Source organism: Mesorhizobium sp. W067 (assembly GCF_054719525.1).
Genome location: NZ_JBTTII010000001.1, coordinates 5,397,183 through 5,416,270 on the forward strand (window position 1 = coordinate 5,397,183; position 19,088 = coordinate 5,416,270).

Genomic DNA, 19,088 nt, shown 5'->3' on the forward strand with positions numbered 1-19,088 from the left:
AGACGTCCAGCCACTCCGGGCACTAAAATCCGATGCTGACCGGCCGCACTGTGTCGGTGCGGGCAGCCTCGCTTCTGCTCACGCTGTGGCTGGTCAGCATGCTGGTGTTCTTCGCCGGGCAGGTTCTGCCCGGCGATGTCGGTCGCCTCATGCTCGGGCCGTTCGCCGATGCCGAGGCCGTCGCGGCGCTGAACAGGCAGCTCGGCGCCGACCAGCCGGTGCTCGTGCAATACTGGCACTGGTTCAGCAGCGTGCTGTCAGGCGACTTCGGCACCTCCCTGTCGCTGCGTCTGCCGGTGGCGCCCTTCGTTCTGGAAAGCCTCAAGCGCTCGGCGGCCCTTGCCGGAATTATCCTCGTCTTTCTGCTGCCGCTGGGCATCGGCGCCGGCATCGTCGCCGGTCTCAACCAAGGCCGCTTTATCGACCGCCTGATCGTACTCGCCGGCGTGTCCTTCGGCATTGTCCCGGACTTCGTCTCCGGCCTGCTGTTGCTCATCGTCTTCGGCCTGTGGCTGAACTGGTTCCCGATCACGGGCGCTGCTCCCGATGGCGCCGGGCTCTGGGTCAGTGGCTATTACCTGATCCTGCCGGCGCTGCCGCTGGTGCTGAACCTTGCCGGCTACATCGCCCGCATGACGCGGGCCGGCGTGATCGAGGCGCTGGCCGCCGACTATACGCGCACCGCCGTCCTGAAAGGCCTCGAGCGTCGCGAAATCCTCATCCGGCACGTGCTGCGCAATGCGCTGACGCCGACCATCGCCGTGCTCGCGACGCAGACCGGTTACATGCTTGGCGGGCTGGTGGTCATCGAAGCGCTGTTCGGCATACAGGGTCTCGGCAATCTGGTGCTCAACGCCGCCAAGTCGCGTGACTTCCCGATGCTCGAAGCCGGCGTGCTGGTCATGGCGACCATCTTCGTGCTGTCGGCCGCGGCAGGCGATCTCGTGAATGCCTTGCTCGATCCGCGGCAGCGCCGCCGTGTGTCGCCATGATGGAACTGATGGAATTGCCGGAGCGCCGTACGCTGGGCTGGCGGGCAGCAAGTCGCATCCGCGAGACTGTTTCGCAGCTGCCGCCCTCGGTGATCGTTGGATCGCTGATCCTGCTGTTCTGGGTCGGCTGCGCCGTGTTAGGCAGCCTGTTTGTGCCCTACGATCCCTATGCCGAGGATTTCCTCGTCATGCTGGCGCCGCCTGATGCCGCGCACTGGTTCGGCACCGACCAACTTGGCCGCGACGTGCTGTCGCGCATCGTCGTCGGCTCGCGTGACATCCTGCTGGTCGCGCCGGCAGCAACACTGCTCGGCGTTGCCGCCGGCAGCGTGCTTGGCCTCGTGCTCGGCTATTTCGACGGGCTGATCGACGCCATCGGCGCCAGGCTGCTCGACACGCTGATGGCCTTTCCCTTCATCGTCCTCGTCACCATGGCGCTGGTCGCGCTTGGGCCATCGAACCTCACCGTCATCCTTGTGATCGGCATCGCCTATGCCCCGCTGCTGGCACGGACGGTGCGTGCCGCCGTGCGCGAGCAGCGCGAACGCGACTATGTCAGCGCCGCTCGTCTCGGCGGCGAGAGCGCTCTTGCCATCATGTTCCTTGAGATCCTGCCCAATGTCAGGGAGACCATCCTCATCGAACTGGTCACACGGCTCGGCTACGCCTTCTTTTCAATCGCCACGCTGAGCTTTCTCGGCCTCGGTATCCAGCCGCCTTCAGCCGACTGGGGACTGGCGGTCGCCGACGGCTACGGCTTCCTGACCGGCGGCAAATGGTGGGTGGTGATCTTCAACTCGGCGGCCATCGTTTCGCTTGTCATGGCAACCAATCTGATCGCGCAAGGCATGGGCGCCTTCGAAAACAGCGATCGGTGAAGAGCGCAACGCTCAGCAAAGCTGACGCGCAATCGCGGACCGTGCGCTAAAATCGTTCCTCGTGATTCGGCTCTGACAGGGCCTCAAAGCAAGGAACGGCATGAGCAAGGCCCTCATTACATTCGCATTGGTCGCGGTGCTCACCGCATTGCTCATGGCGCTCAGCCTGGCGGTGGCCAGGCACGGTTATCCCTATGGCGCGATCGGCGTGAGGCGGCTGGACGGCATTGCCGATGCCGGCTCGTTCCTGCCGCTCGCCGCCGTCTATTTCTTCGGCGCCATGCTGATGATGATCCTGCCGATCCGCGCCGCGGGCATCGTCTTGACCCATGCTGCGGATGCGCTGTTCTGGGCGGTGATCGCCTTGTTCGCGACCATTGTCGGCTGTCTCGCCGCCCGCTGGGCCTTCGGACAGAGCAGCGTGCTGTGGGCGCTCCTGAACTGGCGTTTCCTGTTTGCCGCGGCCATCGTTGGCAGCCATTTCACCATGAACGAGCTGCGCCGCAACATCCTGCTCAGGAGCCTGTTTTTCGTCATCTTCGCCGCGGCGACGCTGGCTTGCCTGTTCTGGACTTTTCCGACCTGACAGGGCCGCTTCATATTGTCCATCTTGAGGTCGCGGCTTTCATAGCCGCGCGCCATCGGCTATCCAGTCCGCAGCCAGATTTCAGCCCTCACAGTGTCGTCATTTGTCTGATAAATAATTCAGGCATACGGCACCCCCAGCGAACCAATACAAGGAAACCGCGACATGAGCCTGTTTCGTAAAAATCTGATCGATGGCGAGTGGGTGGGCGAGGCCGGCTCGCGCAACATCAATCCCTCGAACACGGGGGATGTCGTTGGCGAATATGCCTCGGCCGGCGCCGAACAGGCAAAGCAGGCCATAGCGGCGGCCAAAGCCGCCTTCCCGGCCTGGTCGCGTTCGGCGCCGCTGGTGCGCCACGCCGTGCTGAAAAAGGCGTCGGACGAGATCATGGCGCGCAAGGACGAGATCGGCCGCGCGCTGTCGCGCGAAGAGGGCAAGACGCTGGCCGAGGGCATTGGCGAGACCATCCGCGCCGCCCAGATCTTCGACTTCTTCGCCGGCGAGACGCTGCGCCTGTCGGGTGAATTGGTGCCCAGCGTGCGCCCGGGCGTCGGCGTCGAGATCACCCGCGAGGCCGTTGGCGTCGTCGGCATCATTACGCCGTGGAATTTCCCGATCGCCATTCCCACCTGGAAGATCGCGCCGGCGCTCGCCCACGGCAACACCATCGTCTTCAAGCCAGCCGAACTCGTTCCCGAAAGCGCCTGGACCATCGTCGACATCTTGCACCGCGCCGGCCTGCCGAAAGGCGTGCTCAATTTGGTCATGGGCAAGGGCTCGGTGGTCGGCCAGGCCATGCTCGACAGCCCCGACCTCAACGCCATCACCTTTACCGGCTCGGTCGGCACCGGCAAACGCGTGGCCGCGGCAAGCGTCGAGCACATGCGCAAGTTCCAGCTCGAAATGGGCGGCAAGAATCCGATGGTCGTGCTCGACGACGCCGACCTCGCCACGGCTGTCGAGTGCGCCATCAACGGCGCCTATTTCTCGACCGGCCAGCGCTGCACGGCATCGTCGCGCCTGGTGGTGACCGAAGGCATTCACGACCGCTTCGTTGCCGCGCTCAAGGAGCGCCTGGAAAAGCTCGTCATCGGCGATGCGCTCGATGCCAAGACCCAGATCGGGCCCGTCGTCGATGCGAGCCAGCTGAAGCAGGACGAGGACTATATCGCCGTCGGCAGCCAGGAAGGCGCCAACCTCGCCTTCGGCGGCGAGCGGCTGGACCGCGAAACACCCGGCTTCTATCTCAGGCCGGCGCTGTTCACCGAGAGCACTAACGCCATGCGCATTTCGCGGGAAGAAATCTTCGGGCCGGTCGCCAACGTCATTCGCGTCAAGGACTATGACGAGGCGCTTGCGGTTGCCAATGACACCCCCTTCGGCCTGACCTCCGGCATCTGCACCTCTAGCCTCAAGCATGCCACGCATTTCCGGCGCAATTCCGAGGCCGGCATGGTGATGGTCAATCTGCCGACCGCCGGCGTCGATTTCCACGTCCCGTTCGGTGGCCGCAAGGGATCGAGCTACGGCCCGCGCGAGCAGGGCCGCTATGCCGCGGAGTTCTATACCACGGTGAAGACAGCCTACACCTTTGCCGGCTAATCCTCGGGTGAACCGATGACAGCGGCGAAAGAGGAACTGACCTGGCTCAACCCGCCGCCGCACCATGCTTTCGGTAATGGCATCGTGCATGTGCGCACCGGCGGGGAAACCGACTTCTGGCGCGAAACCTTTTACGGCTTCTGGCGTGACAATGGCCATTTCCTCTATCGTCCGGTTGAGGGTGACTTCAGCGCCGAAGTCACCGTCAAGGGCGACTACAAGGTGCTCTACGACCAGGCCGGGCTGATGCTGCGGCTGAGTGAAACGCACTGGATCAAGGCCGGCATCGAATACACCGACGGGCTGGCTTACTTTTCGGTGGTGGTCACCAACGACACCTCGGACTGGTCGCTGCTCAGCATTCCCACCGGCCCCGACGGCGTGCGCATCCGGCTGACCCGCCATGCCGAGGCGATCCGCATCCAATATCTTGATACCACCGATGGCAAGTGGAAGCCGGTGCGGCTGGCTTATTTCCCGATCTCCAAATCCGTCGATGTCGGCATGATGTGCTGCTCGCCGCAGCGCGAAGGGTTTGAGGTAACATTCTCCGGCTTTACTGTCGGCCCGCCGATTTCCAGGCAATTGCACGACTGACGGCCATATCGATGGCGGACTAACCGTCTGCCCGATGCTGGAAGAACTGCAAAAACAGCTCCCGTTCGGTGGTTATGTCGAGCTTCTCGTAGATGCGGCGGCGGTGGTTCTTCACCGTGCCGACGGCGATGCCGAGCCGTTCCGCGATGTTGGCGGTCGGATGTCCCGCCAGGATCAACTGCACCAATTCCCGCTCGCGCAGCGACAGCTCCGGCCACAGGCTCGCCGGGATGGCCGGCTCCTGCCGGGGCGAGGCGCCGGGGCCGGTCGGCGCCGATGTGCGGGAGAACTCGGTGCCGCGCGCCTTGATGTCGAGCGCATGCAAGGCCTCGAACACCGGCAGCCGCTCGTCCAGCAGGGCGATCTCGCTCTCCTTGAAGGTGGAGGTCGAGCGGTCGAGGAAGATGCCGAGGCACCAGTCGCCGCCATCGGCCAGCATGATGCCGACCTCATCGCAGATTTCCGACTGCGCCAGGAAGCCGGCTATGTACTGGCCGCGCTTGGCCTCGTCATCGGCAAGCCGCTTCAGCGGCAGGATGCCCAGCCTCTGCTCACGCCGCCACGAGGCATAGAACGGGTCGAAGACGTAGTAATTGTCGAGATAGCGCCGGACCATCTCGTCGGAGAAGCGCCGGTGCTTGATGAATTCCGGCGTCTTCGTCGCCGAATATCGGGTCACGGTGACGAGATCGTGCTCGATGTCGGCGCCGATCAGGTCGATCAGGCAGTCGACATGCCTGTCCGTACCGGTGGCGGCAATCGCCCTGGCGAGCGGCCCCCAGATATTGCCCATGCGCATGCCCTTTTCTCAGCGATCCCGGTCCGGCGGTCATTGTGTCTTTTGGCACATGGCGCAAGGCCGCCCAAGGAATCTAGCTTGAGCATCCTAGAGCAATCCCGAGGCGACCGTGACACAACCCAACCTCACCAGTCCCATCGTCGGCAATCCAATCGTCATCGGCATCGACGCCGGCGGCACCATGACCGACACGATCCTTGTCGACCAGGACGGCCACTTCAAGATCGGCAAGTCGGCAACCACGCCCAAGAACGAGGCCGAAGGCTTCCTCGCATCGGCCGAAGACGCGGCCGACGCCTGGGGCATCTCGCTGGAGCAGCTGTTCTCCGGCGTCAACGTCGTGCTCTATTCCGGCACCGGCATGCTCAACACGCTGTTGTCGCGCACCGGGCGCCGGCTTGGCCTGATCACCACCAAGGGTCTGGAAGACATGATCCTGATGGGTCGGGGCCTGCAGGCCTGGGCCGACTATTCCTATGCCGACCGGCTGCATGCGGTGACCCACCATCATCCCGATCCGCTGGTGCCGCGCCGTCGCACCCATGGCGTCACCGAGCGCATCGACCAGTTCGGCGACATCGTGCTGCCGCTCTACGAGCATGAGGTCGCGACTGCAGCCAGGAAGCTGATCGCCGACAAGGTCGAGGCGATCTGCATCATGACCATCTTCTCGCACGTCAATCCGGTGCACGAAAAGCGCATCGCCGAGATATGCCGCGAGGAGGTCCTGAAAGCCGGCGCCGACATCCTCATCTACACCAGCCACGAGGTCCGCCCGGTCATCCGCGAACAGTCGCGGCTGAACTCGGTGCTGATCGAAGCCTACGCGACGTCGCGCGGCCGCAAGCAGCTTAGGGGTATCGAGGACGTTTCGAAAAAATACGGCTTCAAATACGGCGTGCAGACGCTGCTGTCCTTTGGCGGCCTGACCTCAATCAACCATCCGCGCCTGCACGAAACCATGATTTCCGGCCCGATCGGCGGTATTCTCGGCGCGGCCTATGTCGGCAAGCTCATCGGCAACGACTCCCTGATCTGCTCGGACATGGGCGGCACCTCCTTCGACATGGGCGTCATTTCGCGCGGCCAGACGCGGATCGAGAACGAGCCGCTGATGGACCGTTTCAAGCTCAACGTGCCGACGCTGCATCTCGACACGATCGGCGCCGGCGCCGGCATGATCCTCAAGGTCGACCCGCTGACCAAGAAAGTCTCGCTCGGGCCGGAAAGCGCCGGTTCCGACCCCGGCCCCATCTGCTTCGCCAAGGGCGGCACTGAACCCACCATCGCCGATTGCGACGCCATACTAGGCCGCCTCAACCCGTATTATTTCCTCGGCGGCAAGGTCGTCTTGCAGGTCGAGAAGGCGCGCAAAGCGTTTGAGGAAAAATGCTCCAGCATCCTTGGCGTCGGTGTCGAGGAGGTTGCCGAAGGCATGATCGACATGCTGGAAGCCGATGCCAACAACGCGCTGCGCCGGGTCATCTCCGGCCAGGGCATCCATCCCTCGGAATTCACGCTGCTGTCCTATGGCGGCTCGGGTCCGCTGCATCTGGCCGGCTGCTCCAGGGGCATCGGCTTCAAGGACATCATCACCTTCCAGTTTGCCGCCGCCTTCTCGGCCTTCGGCTGCACCACCGCCGATTTCATGCGTCGGCATTCGGTCTCGACGCAGCACGACATCGGCGCCCGCGCAAGCGATGACGAGCTGCTCGCTTTCGGCAAGAAGGTCACCGACGTCTGGAATGATCTCACCAAGGCGGCGGTCGACGAGATGATCAGCGACGGCCATATCAGAGACAAGATCAAGACCGTGCCGTTCCTGATGATGCGCTACACCGGCCAGCTCGAGGATGTCGAGGTCATGGCACCGCTTGCCGAGGTCAATTCGGCTGACGACATGCGTAGGGTCATCGACGAATTCGAGGCGGTCTACGCCAAGGTCAACCATCGCGTTTCGCGCTATGGCGAAGCCGGCTTCACCATCACCGAGCTCGGATTGATCGCCACCGCCGACAAGGTCAAGCCGGTGCTCTTGAAGCGCCCGCTCGGCAGATCGGCCCCGGCAGCAGCGCACAAGGGCGTGCGCGAGGCCTATATCGGGGGACGCTGGCACAAGGCCAATCTCTACGAGATGGACCTACTGCAGCCCGGCCATGAGGTGATCGGTCCGGCCATCATCGAACATCCCGCCACCACGCTCGTTGTTCATCCGCAGGACCGTGTCCATGTCGATGAGTGGACGCTGCTGCATTACACCCATTCTTGAAAGGGGACCGCCATGTTGGACAGACCTGCCTCGGCCCTGCGCCTGCGCGAACGGCTGCTCGAATCAGAACGGCTGATGGAAGAGACCGGCTGCTATGACGGCATCACCGAGCTCACGCTACGCAACCAGGACCCGCTGAAATTCGAGACGCTGCACACCAAGCTGCGCGCCTATTGCGTCTCGGCCCGCGAAATGGCCCGCCGCATCTCGGCCTCGCCCGGCGTGCGCGAAGTCGGCGAAATGGTGGTGGCGATCTATACGCCCGAGGGCGATGCGATCGCGCTGTCCAACGGCATCATGGTCCACGTCCACACGATGAGCCGCTTCATCAAATGGATGATCAAGAACAATTACGAGGAAAACCCGAAGATCCGCGAAGGCGACATCTTCGCCAACAACGATGCTTTCATCGGCACCGTGCAAGTGCCCGACGTCATGGACGTAATGCCGATCTTCCATGAAGGCACGCTGGTCGGCTGGGCCGGTGCGGTCTGCCACGAGCTCGAAGCCGGCGGCATCACGCCCGGCGGCGACGTCTGCCTGGCGCAGGAGCGCTTCACCGAAGGCCTGTTCGTCTGCGCCGAAAAGATCGGCGAGAATGACGAGATCCGCCGCGACTACGTCATCCGCTGCGAGCGCAATCTGCGCATGCCGATCTACTGGGTGCTGGACGAGAAGGCCAAGGTCGCCTCCTGCATCGACATGCGCGAAAGCGTCAAGCAGCTGATCTCCGAGATCGGCCTCGACTACTGGATGAAGGTGTCGAAGGAGTTCATCGAGGAAGGCCGCCGCGCCCAGCTTGCCCGCACCCGCCAGCTCACCGTGCCCGGCATCTATCGCGGCCACACGTTCTATGGCCACGTCACGGCGGGCAAGCCGGGCTTCCAGCTGCTAGGTGATCCCGATTGGCTCTATAACATCCCGATCGAGATGGAGATCACCACCGACGGCAAGATCACCATGGATTTCGAGGGCACGCAGCCCTGGGGCTACCATTCGATGAACTGCACGCCGGCCGGCATGGATGGCGGCATGTTCGTCACCTTGACCCAGCACATGAATTTCGAGGGCCTGGTCAATGACGGCGCCTGGATGGCGACCGAGCTGAAACTGCCGCTCGGCACCTGGACCAACCCCGACAACGAGATGGTGGCGACCGCCACCTCATGGGCGCTGCTGCTGCCGGCCTATGGCGTCTTCCAACGACTTTTGTCGCGCGGCTTCGTGGCCCGCGGTTTCGTCGAGGAGGCGTTCGTCGGCCAGGTCAACAGCCCGATGATCGAGATGGGCGGCGAAAGCCAGTACGGCACGCCGTTCGGCATGGCGCATTTCGAATGCGCCGCCGCCGGCTCCGGCGCGCTGGCCATCGCCGATGGCCTCGACACCGCCTATGTCGGTTGGAATCCGGAATCCGACATGGGCAACATCGAGGTCTGGGAACAGTCGATGCCGATGGTCTATATCGGCCGCTCGATCGTGCCGAACTCCGGCGGTGCCGGCAAATATCGCGGCGGCTGTTCCTTCATCTCGACCTGGCTGATCAACAAGACCTCGCACCTTCGTCTGCACACTTCGGAACACTCCTCGCGCGTGTTCGACAATGGCGGCATGTGCGGCGGCTATCCGGCGCCGACCTGCCAGAAGCATCGCGCCGTGCGTGACTCCAACATTCATGACCTGGCGGCAAAAGGCGAACCTCTGGCGCATGCACCGGGGATCGACCCGCATGTTTCCGACTACGAGAGGAACATCGGCGGCGACCACGCTCTGGTCGAAGGCCCCTATATCACCTCGCCGCACAAGTCGGGCGACATCTTCAGCCATTCCTATAATGGCGGCGGCGGCTACGGCGACGTGCTGGAGCGCGACCCGATCAAGACGGCATGGGATGTCGAGAACGGCTACCTCACCCGCCAGGCGGCGATCCAGATTTTCGGCATCGTGCTGAAGGACGATGCCGAGGGTTATCCAGTTGCCGATATCGACGCCACGGTCGAACGCCGCGCCGCCATGCGCAAGCAGCGTCTGGTCAAGGCTATCCCGGTTTCGGACTGGATCGCCGCCGAACGTAGCCGCGTCGAGAAGGCCGACTTCGCGCCTGAGGTGAAGAAAATGTATGCCAGCGCGATCAAGCTTTCGTCGCGCTTCACCAAAGATTTCAGCGATTTCTGGAACGTCGACGCCAGGTCGGTTTTCATGCCGGGAGCCAAGCCATGACCTCATACCGCAAGGAAGTCCTCGGCGATCTGGCCGCCGGCAAGCTGCCCTGGCCGCAGACAAGGCGCATCATGGGCGCCTACAAGGACGATGACCGCTTCTTCAAGATGGTTGCCGTCTATCAGGACCGTGTCGCCTGGAAGGACCCGATCCTGCTGCCGGTCTCGGATCATTTGTTCATCTGCCAGAGCGGCGACGAGCGGATCACCCGCTGCGAATGCGGCCATTCCTTCGGCGACTGTCGCAAGAACTGGAAGCTGAAGGCCGCGATCATCGTGCGCAACACCGAGGAAGCGCTGCGCGAAATCTACCCCAACAGCGACATCCCCGATCCGCAATGGATGGAAATCCGCGAATTCATCTGTCCGGAATGCGGCACCATGCACGAGGTGGAAGCGGCTGCACCCGGCTATCCCATCGTGCATGATTTCGAGCCCGACCTCGAAGGCTTCTATCGGGAGTGGTTGGGCAAACCACTCTAGTAGTGTCGTGGCCAGCACCGCAGGCAAGGTAGCGCTCGCTGCCGAGCTGGGTCTAAGACTATCGCATCAGATGTCGGCATCGGAGATCCATTGCCTATGACAGACCTTTCCGGCCGCAGCGCGATCGTCACCGGCGGGTTTTCCGGCATGGGCTTCGCCATTGCCACGGCACTGGCGCAAGCCGGCGCCAATGTCGCCGTCGGCTCCTACATCGCGCCTGCCGGCACGGACAGAACCGATGCCGCCTACTATCCCGGCGCCGATGAAATCGAGCGTGTGCGGTCTGCCCTGGCAGCACATGGCACCAGGGTTCATGCCGCTCATCTCGATGTCCGCGACAGCGAGGTGACCAACCGGTTTACGGCCGACGCCGAAGCCGCTGTCGGACCGGCCGACATCCTGATCAACGCCGCCGGCACCACCGCCGAGCAGCCGGTCTGCGGTCATTCCGACGCGCTCTGGGACAAGATCGTCGACACCAATCTGACCGGCGCTTTCCGCGTCACCCGCGCCGTGTTGCCCGGCATGATCGAGCGCGGCTGGGGCCGCATCGTCAACATCGGCTCGACGGCCGCCACTGTCGGCTGGAAGGACAACCCGGCCTACTGCGCCTCCAAGGCCGGCCTTCTCGGCCTTACCCGCTGCGTGGCGCTGGAAGGTGCGGCGCACGGCGTCACCTGCGTCATGATCAGCCCGACCTGGGTCGAGACCGAGTTGATGCGCCGCAATGTGGCGCAGGTCGTCGAGCGCGAGGGCAAGGGCCGTACAGCCGAGGAAGCGATCGCCGAGATCGCCAAAGGCAACCCGCAGCAGCGCATGCTGCAGCCGCAGGAGATCGCCGCTTTGGCCGTCTTCCTGTGTTCGGATCTGGCCAAGGGCATCACCATGGAAAACATCCAGGTCACCGGCGGAGCGCTGTGGTAGCAGCCAAGCCCTGATTTTGCGCGAAGCCGCATTCGTGCCATCTGGCTGTTGCATGGTCGTTCTGGCCGGTGGATTTGCCCGTGACAACTTTACCATTTGAGTGACAGGCGATACAGGTTATATTGCACTGCACAATGGATGCCCGCAGATCGGGCTCCGGCAAAGGCAGCGGTCGTGTGCGGCCACCGGCGGGCGTCACGCCCGAGGCCCGACGCGAAAAGCCGGTTCATGGGCGCTTATGCGGCTGAAAGGCGGCATGCCCATTGAAAGATAGCTAGGATGAGAAATCCGGTACGTATATGAAGATTCCGAAATCCATTCTGATCGATCCGGAAGGCAACAAGGCCTATGCCGCCTTCGCCGTTGCCGTGTCGGTCTTTGCCTTCGCGTATTCCACCAATTTCGGCAAGATCCTGATCCTTGCCTATTATCTGGTGTGGCTGCCGCTGCTGTTCGTCGACTACCGGCGCTTCACGCGCGATCTCTCCAGCACCTGGCTGCCGCTTGTCCTCGTAGCCTATATCTGCCTCTCGGTCTTCTGGTCGCAAGCGGCCGGCGCCAGTGCGCGGGCGGGTTTGCAATATTTCTCGCACATCCTGTGCGCCTACATCGCCGCGCGCACCATAAGCGTGCGCACGCTGGTGCTGGGTTCGCTGATCGGCATCTTCATCGTGCTGCTTTATTCGCTGAAGGTCGGCGGCTATGCGCTCGACACAATTGACGGCACCACCAATTTCGTCGGCGCCTTCGGCTCCAAAAACCAGATCGGCTTCTTCGCCTCGCTGGGCATCTTCTTTTGCCTTGCCTTTCTCGGCTTTTACCGGCGCAACTGGATGAGTTTCGTCTGGACCGCGCCAATCATGCTGTTGTCGGTCTACATGCTGGCGATCGCCCATTCGGCGACCTCGGTCGCCTCGCTGCCGGCGGTGATCGGCATCGTTGCCTTGCTTAGCATGAGCAAGATCCTGTCGCGGGCCTATCGGCGCGTCATGTTTGTCGTCGGCGCCGTCGCGCTGGTCGGGGGTGTGGTGGCCGCCCTTAACCTCGGCCTGCTCGACTTCGTGCTCGGCTTATTCGGCAAGGATTCGACGCTGACCGGCCGCACCTATCTCTGGGAACAGGGCTGGCTGGCGGCGCAGCAGCGTCCAGTGCTCGGCTATGGCTACGCCGCCTACTGGATACAGGGCTTTGCCGATCCGGAACGGCTCTGGGCGGAGTTCTACATCTCGACCCGCACCGGCTTCCATTTCCATAACACCTATATCGAGACACTGGTCGAGCTCGGCTTCATTGGCATGGCCATACTGGCGGTCATCATCCTGCGCTCCTTCTACGGCCATGTCTCGAAAGTGGTGTTCGGCGAATGGAGTGCCGATTCGGTGGTGCTTGCCGGCGCGGTCGGCTTGATGCTGATCCGCTCCTTCTTCGAGGTCGAGATCCTCGGCCCCTATTTCACAGCCTCGTTCATCGTCTATTACGGCCTGTTCAAGCTGCGCCCGGTACCGGTTGTCCGGCCAAGGCGGGCCTATGCTCCCGTGCGGGACGAGAAGGCCGCCAGCGGCCACATGCCGGCACGCGTCTAGAGCAATTCCAGGAAAAGTGTGAAGCGGATTTCCCTAGGGGATTGCTTCAAAACAAGAAGTTAGAGGATCAGGCGACGGCCCGCTTGCGCTGCATCAGCCGCTGCAGGAAGCGGCGCAATGGCTCGTCATAGATGCGCGTCGCAATATCGGCGATGACGATGACCGAAACCGCCATGAGGATGCCGAACCAGGGATGGTGCGCGAACGGGTCGATCGACGCGGCCTTGCCCGCGCCGGCGATGATCATCAGCATCGGCGTGTGGATGATGTAGATCGGGTAGGAAATTCGCCCGAGCCAGCCGTAGAGGCCTGACAGGCGCGGTGCAGTGGGCGCCACAGCGCCGATTACCACCAGGGCCGGGAAGATGAAGACGGTGCAGGCGAGATCGTAGGCGATGCGCGCCCCGCCGGCCGGCGCGATGGCGAAGACGACAAGCGTCAGCGCGATCACGGCCTCGACCCACCAGCCGCGCCGCAGGAAGTCCAGCCCGCCTTGATAGCGCGCCATGGATCGACAAAGCAGCACGCCCAGAAAGAACGAGAAACAGACGCGCGGCAGGCCGCTGATGATGGTCTTGCCGGTCATGCCGAAGTCGAGCGTGCCGGCAACGATCGAGGCGACCACCAGCAGCGCCAGGCTGACGGCGATGAGGACTGTCAACACGCGTCTCGATAGCAGGAAAAACACGGCGACATAGGCGATGTTGACGGTCAGTTCGAAGAACAGCGACCACGACGCCGGATTGAGCGGAAAGATCGTGTGATAGGCATCGCTGACCAGCGGAATGAACAACATGCCCGTCGTCAGCATGGTGCCGATCTCGGAGATCGGCATGTACTCCGCGGGGATCAGCCTGTTCTTGACCAGCAAATAGAAAAAGCCGAGCAGCGTGCCGGCAAGGTAGAGCGGGTAGAGGCGTATCAACCGGATCAGCAGGAACGTGCCGACGCCCATGCCGTTTTCGATCTTGCGGTCATAGGCATGCGCGATGACGAAGCCGCTGAGCAAGAAGAAAAGGTCGACCGCGAGATAGCTCGACGGCAGCACCTTTCCGTCGGCCAGGAATGGCGAGAAGTGGTAGAGCATCACGCTGATCGCCGCCACGCCGCGGATGGCATCGAGATTGATGTAGACGTGGCGTGGCGCGGCGGGCTGCATCTTATGCCTTCAAGCGGTCCAAACGGAATTGCCCGCCCGCACCTTGGCGCGAACGAGCCGAATTTGTTCCTCCCGCCTCCGCCGCTCCGGTCTCACTGAACGAGCCCTGCGCGAAACTACTGGCTCGCCATCGGCGCCAGCTTCACCTTGATGACGTCGCCCGGCAGCACCGGTGTGTCTTCCTTGGCTTCGATCTCGCTCGTCTTGCCGTCGGTAACACGCACCAGCGAATAGAGAAGGGTAGGTTCCTCGCTGCTTGTGATGGCGGCCGTCGTGGCGGGATCCGATGCCTGGGCCATCAGGCCCTTCTGCATGCTCACCCTGAGCGCGGCCTCGTTCAGATCGGCTTCGACCTGCTGCCGGCTGGCGGCAAGGTTCGAATTCAACGTGTTCTGAACATCGATGGTGTCCTGCGACGCTTTGCTGATCGACTGCTTGGCGGTGAGGATGGCCGTTTCATAATCCAGGATCTGGCCTTGCAGATTGGCGACGGATTGCTCGGAGCTTAAGACGCGCGTGTTGACGACGAGGCCCTTTTGCACCAGCGGGCTGATGCTTTCGAGCTGCTGCTTGGCAAGGTCAACCTGCCGCTGCTGGTTGACGATCTTCTTTTGAAGCGCTTCGATTTCGGCCTGCAGAACGCCCTTCAACTCGTCAAGCGCCTGCAGCTTCAGTTTCAACGCCTTCTGGTCGGCAGTCAGAATCTGCATTTCGTCGGCGACGATGGCCGGGAGTCGCGGATCGCCCTCGACCTCCTTTGGCACCTCGAAATTCTCCTTGCCGGCGAGATCCGCATCGATGCGGGCACGCTTGACGATCAACCTGACCCGCTGGTCGTCATAGATGTCGAAATTGCCCTTGGCGGTCACCAAGTCCTTACCAAGCTGAGGGCCGTAATCGGCGTTGCGCCTGATGCCGCCGGCAACGCTGATTGCCTTGAGCACGGTCAGGTCGGGTACATAGGGAAACTGGCCAGGCGTCTGGATTTCGCCCGAAATGTAGAACGGCCGGAACTGCACCATTTCCACCGAGGCTTCCGGCTTGTCCGACAGGGCAAGCTTTCGCTGCAGGGCTACGCTGATGGCGGCTGCAACCTCCGACGTGGTCTTGCCGGCAGCGGGCAATTCGCCGACGAACGGCACCGATAGGGTTCCGGCGGGACCGACCGAATATTCGCCGTTTACCGCCGACCAGTCACGGAACGTGCCTTCCACCGTCTGCCACTCGGCGACGCGGATGTTGAGCTTGTCTTGCGAGCCGAGCCGGTACTCGTCGGCCATGGCCGGAACCGCGAGCGACAGAGCGAGGCACGTGGCGACGAGCCGTGCCGGCCGCATCGGGCCGGCAAGGCGAAAATACGCTGATATGTCTGTTTTCAACTGAACGTTTCCGATCCGTTTTGGCCCCATCCGCCCGATAGACCTGCTGCCGAGTGCCTCCTTCGGAACCTGGCAGAATTATGGCTGCAATGCGAGACCGGCCCATCGCCGAATAGCTTTGGACCGGATTGGCTTCGGGCCGTACCGGCCCGATTGCTGACCAGTTGCGGTCGGTCAGTAGGAACCGCGCGACATCCACACCGCAGGCACGGTCTTGAGGATGATGCGAACGTCTTCGAACAGCGACCAGTTCTCGACATAGTGACGGTCGAACGCGACGCGGCTGTCATAGGAGACATCGTTGCGTCCGCTGACCTGCCAGAGCCCGGTCAGGCCCGGCCGCGACTTCAAATAATAGACCGCGGCGCTGCCGTAGATCTCAAGCTCGTCACGCACCACCGGGCGAGGCCCGACAAGGCTCATATCGCCCTGCAGGATGTTGATGATCTGCGGCAGCTCGTCGAGGCTGAGCTTGCGCAGAACGGCGCCGACGCGGGTGACGCGCGGATCGTTCTTCAGCTTGCGGGTCGCGATCCATTCGGCGTTGGCTTCCGGATTGGCCGCGAGATAGGCGGCCAGCACACGTTCGCCGTCTTCGACCATGGTGCGGAACTTGAGGCAGGGGAAAATCCGCCCACCGCGTCCGATGCGCTTGTGGCCGTAGAAGATCGAGCCGCCGTCGGAAAGCTTGACCAGAAGGGCCACCATCAGGAACAGCGGGCTAAGCGCCACCAGGCCGACAAGTGAACCGAAAATATCGAAACTGCGCTTCAGCAGCCCGCCGATGGGTGGCGGAAAATCTACGCCGACATGCGAAAATGCCGCATTGGCCGACTTGGCAACGTCCCTCATGCAAAAGCTCCATACGTTGAACGGATGGTTTATGCCACGATACCAAAAAAATGCTGCAGCGCAACACACAATTTCCCATATGGCTGAAATAGTCACGTCAGGAATTGACTAAATAATAAACGCTCCTTGCCCAAATTTTGCCCTTTATGGCGGGTTTGTGACGAATAATTAGCAACCCTAGGAAATGTAATGCCTTTTTTCGGCGGGTTTTGGGCAAATCGTCCTTTGCCGCAGAGGGAACGGCTTTAACTGATTTTCGAATCACTGGCTTTGCTAAATTAATCAAGTAAAATACTAATCAACATTGTTGATTCTACTGCAGTATAAAGCGCATGACGAGTTAGGTCACCACCCCTGCGTGTGCATCGCAGCATGGCGGAGTCCAAGCCGCCGCCAAGCCGAAAATTATTGCAGGTTGCCCTTGCCGTCAGTTTCGCGCCTTAATAGAGTCGCAAATTATTCCTGATAGAGTCTGGATGGGTTGGGAAGGCCGGAAGCAACCGGCCGAAAAAGAGCAGCTAAATAAGCTCGCATGGCGAATGGGGAGATACTCGGGTGGGTAAGTCATCGCTTTTGCATGCTCGGGCCGGTTGACGGGCCGCCGAACATGTCATTACCAAAATTCGTCATTGGAATGGTTTTCGCCCTCGCGATCGTGGTCGCGTGGTCCTATGTCGACGGCGCGACGGTCACCACAACGGTGCTTCGCGTCATCGGCTGCGCTGTCCTCATCCAAGTCGGTTATTTCCTGTTGGTGTATGTTATGATCGCCAGGAGCGCGCCGACATCGGCCGACAGGGCTCGCGACGCCGAAAGAAGCCTCGGCGCCGACAAGGCGGTTGAAGGCGAGAAGCTCTCGGCGAGGCGCAGCGTGCATTGAACAGTCTGAAGCCACAAGGTCGGCCTCGGATCATCTTGCAGCCGGACTCAGCCTGCTTCGGCCGGCTCGGGTTCCGATTGCTCGCCTGAAAGCATTTTCGACAGGCGGCTGCCGGCCTTCGCTTTCAACCTCTGATATTGCCCGACTTCGACGATTCGCCCGTTTTCGACTGCAACCACCCAGTCGGCGAAGGCGATCATCGATGGCCTGTGCGCAATGGTCAGGATCGTCATCGATCCGCGCAAGCCGTCGATCGATTTGGCGATCAGGGACTGGTTCTGCCAGTCGAGCGCGCTGGTCGCCTCGTCGAGAATGAGCAGCGAAGGTTTGCGCAGCAGCGCGCGCGCCAGCGCGATGCGCTGGCGTTCGCCGCCCGAGAGCCGGACGCCGCGGTCGCCGACCACCGTGTCGAGCCGCAACTCCAGCCGCTCGACGAAGTCGGCGCCATGCGCAGCGCGCAGTGCAGTCCACAGCTCCGCGTCACTGGCTTGCGGCGCGGCAAGGCGCAGATTGGCGGCGATCGTATCGTGCAGCAGGAACACGTCTTGCGGCACATACGCCACCTGGTCGCGCCAGCGCCGGCGATTGGCCGCGCCGATCTCGACGCCATCGGCCAGGATCTTGCCCTCGCTCGGTTCGAGCAGGCCAAGCAGCATGTCGGCAAGCGTGCTCTTGCCCGATCCTGACGGACCGATCAGCGCCGTTACCTTGCCGGCGGGAAGGCCAAACGTCACATCGCTCACCACCGGCTTGCCGCCGGCCTCATAGGCAAAGGAGACGTTGCGGATGTTGAGCCCGACATCGAGCGACAGCTTGGCATCCGATTCGAGGTTTGCCGGCTCGCGTTCGGCATCGAAACGCGCCTGCATGTCGCGCATCGAGGCATAGGCCGGCAGGTTGATCAGCACCTGCTGCGCCTGCATCTGCATGTCCATGAAACGCGGCGCAATGCGCATGAACACCAGAAGCAGCACAACGATCTCGGCCAGTGAGAGGTTGAAGCGGATCAGGGCGACATAGATGAACAAGCTCAGACCAATGACGCTGGCGACCTGGAACAGAGCGGTGCCGATGGTACTGTTGCGGACGTAGTTGATGTTGTCGGCCTTCATCTTCCCCAGCGTCGAGCGAAGCTGTGCGTAATAGGTCGCCTCGACATTCAGGCTCTTGGCCACCTTGATGCCGCCGAGGAACTCCGAGACCGTTCGGTACTGCTCCTGGCGATTGCTGGTCAAAACCCGGCCGAAGGCGCTGGCTCGTGCCCGAAACGGCTGCAGCGCCAGGAAGGTGACGATGCCGACGACAATGGCAAACGCCGTCATCACTGGCGAAATGAACAGCGAGACAACGAGATAACCCGCCAAAAGCACGGCGATCTGCACCAGCATCAGCAGCGAGAACGCCGCCGACTGCACGCGGTCGATATCGCCGGTCAGCGCATGGTCGAGATCCGAGCTGCGCATGCGCGCGAATATCCCCCACCGCGCCTTGCCGATGCTCTCGAACAGGTTCATGCGCAGGCGATTGATGAAGTCGAGCAGCAGCCGCGCCATGTAGACGGATTTATAGCGGTTGAACGCTGCCTGCAGCGCGACAAGCCCGACCAGCAGGCAAAGCACCGTGGTCAATTGCAGCGTTCCGTCCGGAGCCAGCCAGCGCACCCAGTCGCGGTCAGGCAACCTGACCGCGAAATTCTGCTCGGGTCGCCCGACCAGATGCAGCAGCGGCACCAGAAGCAGGATCGAGATGCCTTCGGTCAGGCTTCCCAGGATCAGGAACAGCAATGCCGTGAAGGTCCTGCGCCCGCCGATCCGGGCCATGGCGGCGCCGAAGCCGGCGACATCGCGGTAAAACGAAAAGCGCAGGATCTGCGATGCGGACATGTC

Annotated in this window: 16 protein-coding genes; 11 read left to right on the forward strand and 5 right to left on the reverse strand. The window is 62.3% G+C overall.

Translation table 11 applies throughout. From position 1 onward, the window contains the following. Positions 1–32 precede the first annotated feature (32 nt). The 5 genes from ACYG97_RS26355 (at position 33) to ACYG97_RS26375 (ending at position 4,658) form a co-directional block, all read left to right on the forward strand. Positions 33–992: an ABC transporter permease gene (locus ACYG97_RS26355; protein WP_023689971.1), complete on the forward strand. Its 960-nt coding sequence runs from the start codon at positions 33–35 to the stop codon at positions 990–992. After that, complete coding sequence (locus ACYG97_RS26360; protein WP_023732563.1) at positions 989–1,870, forward strand: ABC transporter permease; 882 nt, start codon at positions 989–991, stop codon at positions 1,868–1,870. The genes ACYG97_RS26355 and ACYG97_RS26360 overlap by 4 nt, the downstream gene beginning before the upstream one ends. Before the next feature lie 100 nt (positions 1,871–1,970). Continuing rightward, positions 1,971–2,456 carry a hypothetical protein gene (locus tag ACYG97_RS26365; protein ID WP_023732562.1) on the forward strand — a complete coding sequence of 162 codons (486 nt, stop codon included), beginning with the start codon at positions 1,971–1,973 and terminating at the stop codon, positions 2,454–2,456. Between the two features lie 165 nt (positions 2,457–2,621). Next, positions 2,622–4,061 (forward strand): aldehyde dehydrogenase family protein, encoded by a 1,440-nt coding sequence (locus ACYG97_RS26370; protein ID WP_023732561.1) that lies wholly within the window; start codon positions 2,622–2,624, stop codon positions 4,059–4,061. A 15-nt stretch (positions 4,062–4,076) separates the two neighbouring features. Beyond that, positions 4,077–4,658, forward strand: coding sequence for a DUF1349 domain-containing protein (locus ACYG97_RS26375; protein WP_023732560.1), 582 nt, complete (start codon positions 4,077–4,079; stop codon positions 4,656–4,658). A gap of 19 nt (positions 4,659–4,677) precedes the next feature. Here ACYG97_RS26375 and ACYG97_RS26380 read toward each other — a convergent pair whose 3' ends face one another. After that, positions 4,678–5,457, reverse strand: a complete 780-nt coding sequence (locus tag ACYG97_RS26380) for a helix-turn-helix transcriptional regulator (protein WP_023732559.1) — start codon at positions 5,455–5,457, stop codon at positions 4,678–4,680. 109 nt (positions 5,458–5,566) lie between these two features. Between ACYG97_RS26380 and ACYG97_RS26385 the strand changes: the two genes are divergently transcribed. The 5 genes from ACYG97_RS26385 to ACYG97_RS26405 all read left to right on the forward strand — a co-directional run bounded on the left by ACYG97_RS26385 (position 5,567) and on the right by ACYG97_RS26405 (position 12,932). Further along, entirely contained in the window at positions 5,567–7,726 is a 2,160-nt protein-coding gene (locus ACYG97_RS26385) for a hydantoinase/oxoprolinase family protein (RefSeq protein ID WP_023732558.1), read from the forward strand. A 12-nt stretch (positions 7,727–7,738) separates the two neighbouring features. After that, positions 7,739–9,943, forward strand: a complete 2,205-nt coding sequence (locus tag ACYG97_RS26390) for a hydantoinase B/oxoprolinase family protein (RefSeq protein ID WP_023732557.1) — start codon at positions 7,739–7,741, stop codon at positions 9,941–9,943. Next, positions 9,940–10,425 (forward strand): acetone carboxylase subunit gamma, encoded by a 486-nt coding sequence (locus ACYG97_RS26395; RefSeq protein WP_023732556.1) that lies wholly within the window; start codon positions 9,940–9,942, stop codon positions 10,423–10,425. Before ACYG97_RS26390 ends, ACYG97_RS26395 begins: the two co-directional genes overlap by 4 nt. Before the next feature lie 96 nt (positions 10,426–10,521). Beyond that, positions 10,522–11,349, forward strand: a complete 828-nt coding sequence (locus ACYG97_RS26400; RefSeq protein WP_023732555.1) for an SDR family NAD(P)-dependent oxidoreductase — start codon at positions 10,522–10,524, stop codon at positions 11,347–11,349. A gap of 299 nt (positions 11,350–11,648) precedes the next feature. Further along, entirely contained in the window at positions 11,649–12,932 is a 1,284-nt protein-coding gene (locus tag ACYG97_RS26405) for an O-antigen ligase family protein (protein WP_023732554.1), read from the forward strand. 67 nt (positions 12,933–12,999) lie between these two features. Here ACYG97_RS26405 and ACYG97_RS26410 read toward each other — a convergent pair whose 3' ends face one another. The 3 genes from ACYG97_RS26410 to ACYG97_RS26420 form a co-directional block, all read right to left on the reverse strand. Then, positions 13,000–14,091: an acyltransferase family protein gene (locus ACYG97_RS26410; RefSeq protein ID WP_023732553.1), complete on the reverse strand. Its 1,092-nt coding sequence runs from the start codon at positions 14,089–14,091 to the stop codon at positions 13,000–13,002. Between the two features lie 116 nt (positions 14,092–14,207). Further along, the gene (locus tag ACYG97_RS26415; protein ID WP_023732552.1) at positions 14,208–15,470 is read right to left on the reverse strand and encodes a polysaccharide biosynthesis/export family protein; all 1,263 of its coding nucleotides are present in this window, start codon (positions 15,468–15,470) and stop codon (positions 14,208–14,210) included. Between the two features lie 174 nt (positions 15,471–15,644). Further along, positions 15,645–16,322: a sugar transferase gene (locus ACYG97_RS26420; protein ID WP_023668816.1), complete on the reverse strand. Its 678-nt coding sequence runs from the start codon at positions 16,320–16,322 to the stop codon at positions 15,645–15,647. A gap of 607 nt (positions 16,323–16,929) precedes the next feature. Here ACYG97_RS26420 and ACYG97_RS26425 point away from each other — a divergent pair. After that, positions 16,930–17,202: a hypothetical protein gene (locus tag ACYG97_RS26425; RefSeq protein WP_023711266.1), complete on the forward strand. Its 273-nt coding sequence runs from the start codon at positions 16,930–16,932 to the stop codon at positions 17,200–17,202. Positions 17,203–17,249: 47 nt separating this feature from the next. Here ACYG97_RS26425 and ACYG97_RS26430 read toward each other — a convergent pair whose 3' ends face one another. Continuing rightward, positions 17,250–19,085 (reverse strand): ABC transporter ATP-binding protein, encoded by a 1,836-nt coding sequence (locus ACYG97_RS26430; protein ID WP_023732551.1) that lies wholly within the window; start codon positions 19,083–19,085, stop codon positions 17,250–17,252. Between the last annotated feature and the right edge of the window lie 3 nt (positions 19,086–19,088).

What these genes read in the sequence shown, in the direction of transcription:
- ACYG97_RS26355 (WP_023689971.1), top strand. Translation starts at nt 33, where the DNA reads ATGCTGACCGGCCGCACTGTGTCGGTGCGGGCAGCCTCGCTTCTGCTC.
- ACYG97_RS26360 (WP_023732563.1), top strand. Translation starts at nt 989, where the DNA reads ATGATGGAACTGATGGAATTGCCGGAGCGCCGTACGCTGGGCTGGCGG.
- ACYG97_RS26365 (WP_023732562.1), top strand. Translation starts at nt 1,971, where the DNA reads ATGAGCAAGGCCCTCATTACATTCGCATTGGTCGCGGTGCTCACCGCA.
- ACYG97_RS26370 (WP_023732561.1), top strand. Translation starts at nt 2,622, where the DNA reads ATGAGCCTGTTTCGTAAAAATCTGATCGATGGCGAGTGGGTGGGCGAG.
- ACYG97_RS26375 (WP_023732560.1), top strand. Translation starts at nt 4,077, where the DNA reads ATGACAGCGGCGAAAGAGGAACTGACCTGGCTCAACCCGCCGCCGCAC.
- ACYG97_RS26380 (WP_023732559.1), bottom strand. Translation starts at nt 5,457, where the DNA reads ATGCGCATGGGCAATATCTGGGGGCCGCTCGCCAGGGCGATTGCCGCC.
- ACYG97_RS26390 (WP_023732557.1), top strand. Translation starts at nt 7,739, where the DNA reads ATGTTGGACAGACCTGCCTCGGCCCTGCGCCTGCGCGAACGGCTGCTC.
- ACYG97_RS26395 (WP_023732556.1), top strand. Translation starts at nt 9,940, where the DNA reads ATGACCTCATACCGCAAGGAAGTCCTCGGCGATCTGGCCGCCGGCAAG.
- ACYG97_RS26400 (WP_023732555.1), top strand. Translation starts at nt 10,522, where the DNA reads ATGACAGACCTTTCCGGCCGCAGCGCGATCGTCACCGGCGGGTTTTCC.
- ACYG97_RS26405 (WP_023732554.1), top strand. Translation starts at nt 11,649, where the DNA reads ATGAAGATTCCGAAATCCATTCTGATCGATCCGGAAGGCAACAAGGCC.
- ACYG97_RS26410 (WP_023732553.1), bottom strand. Translation starts at nt 14,091, where the DNA reads ATGCAGCCCGCCGCGCCACGCCACGTCTACATCAATCTCGATGCCATC.
- ACYG97_RS26420 (WP_023668816.1), bottom strand. Translation starts at nt 16,322, where the DNA reads ATGAGGGACGTTGCCAAGTCGGCCAATGCGGCATTTTCGCATGTCGGC.
- ACYG97_RS26425 (WP_023711266.1), top strand. Translation starts at nt 16,930, where the DNA reads ATGTCATTACCAAAATTCGTCATTGGAATGGTTTTCGCCCTCGCGATC.
- ACYG97_RS26430 (WP_023732551.1), bottom strand. Translation starts at nt 19,085, where the DNA reads ATGTCCGCATCGCAGATCCTGCGCTTTTCGTTTTACCGCGATGTCGCC.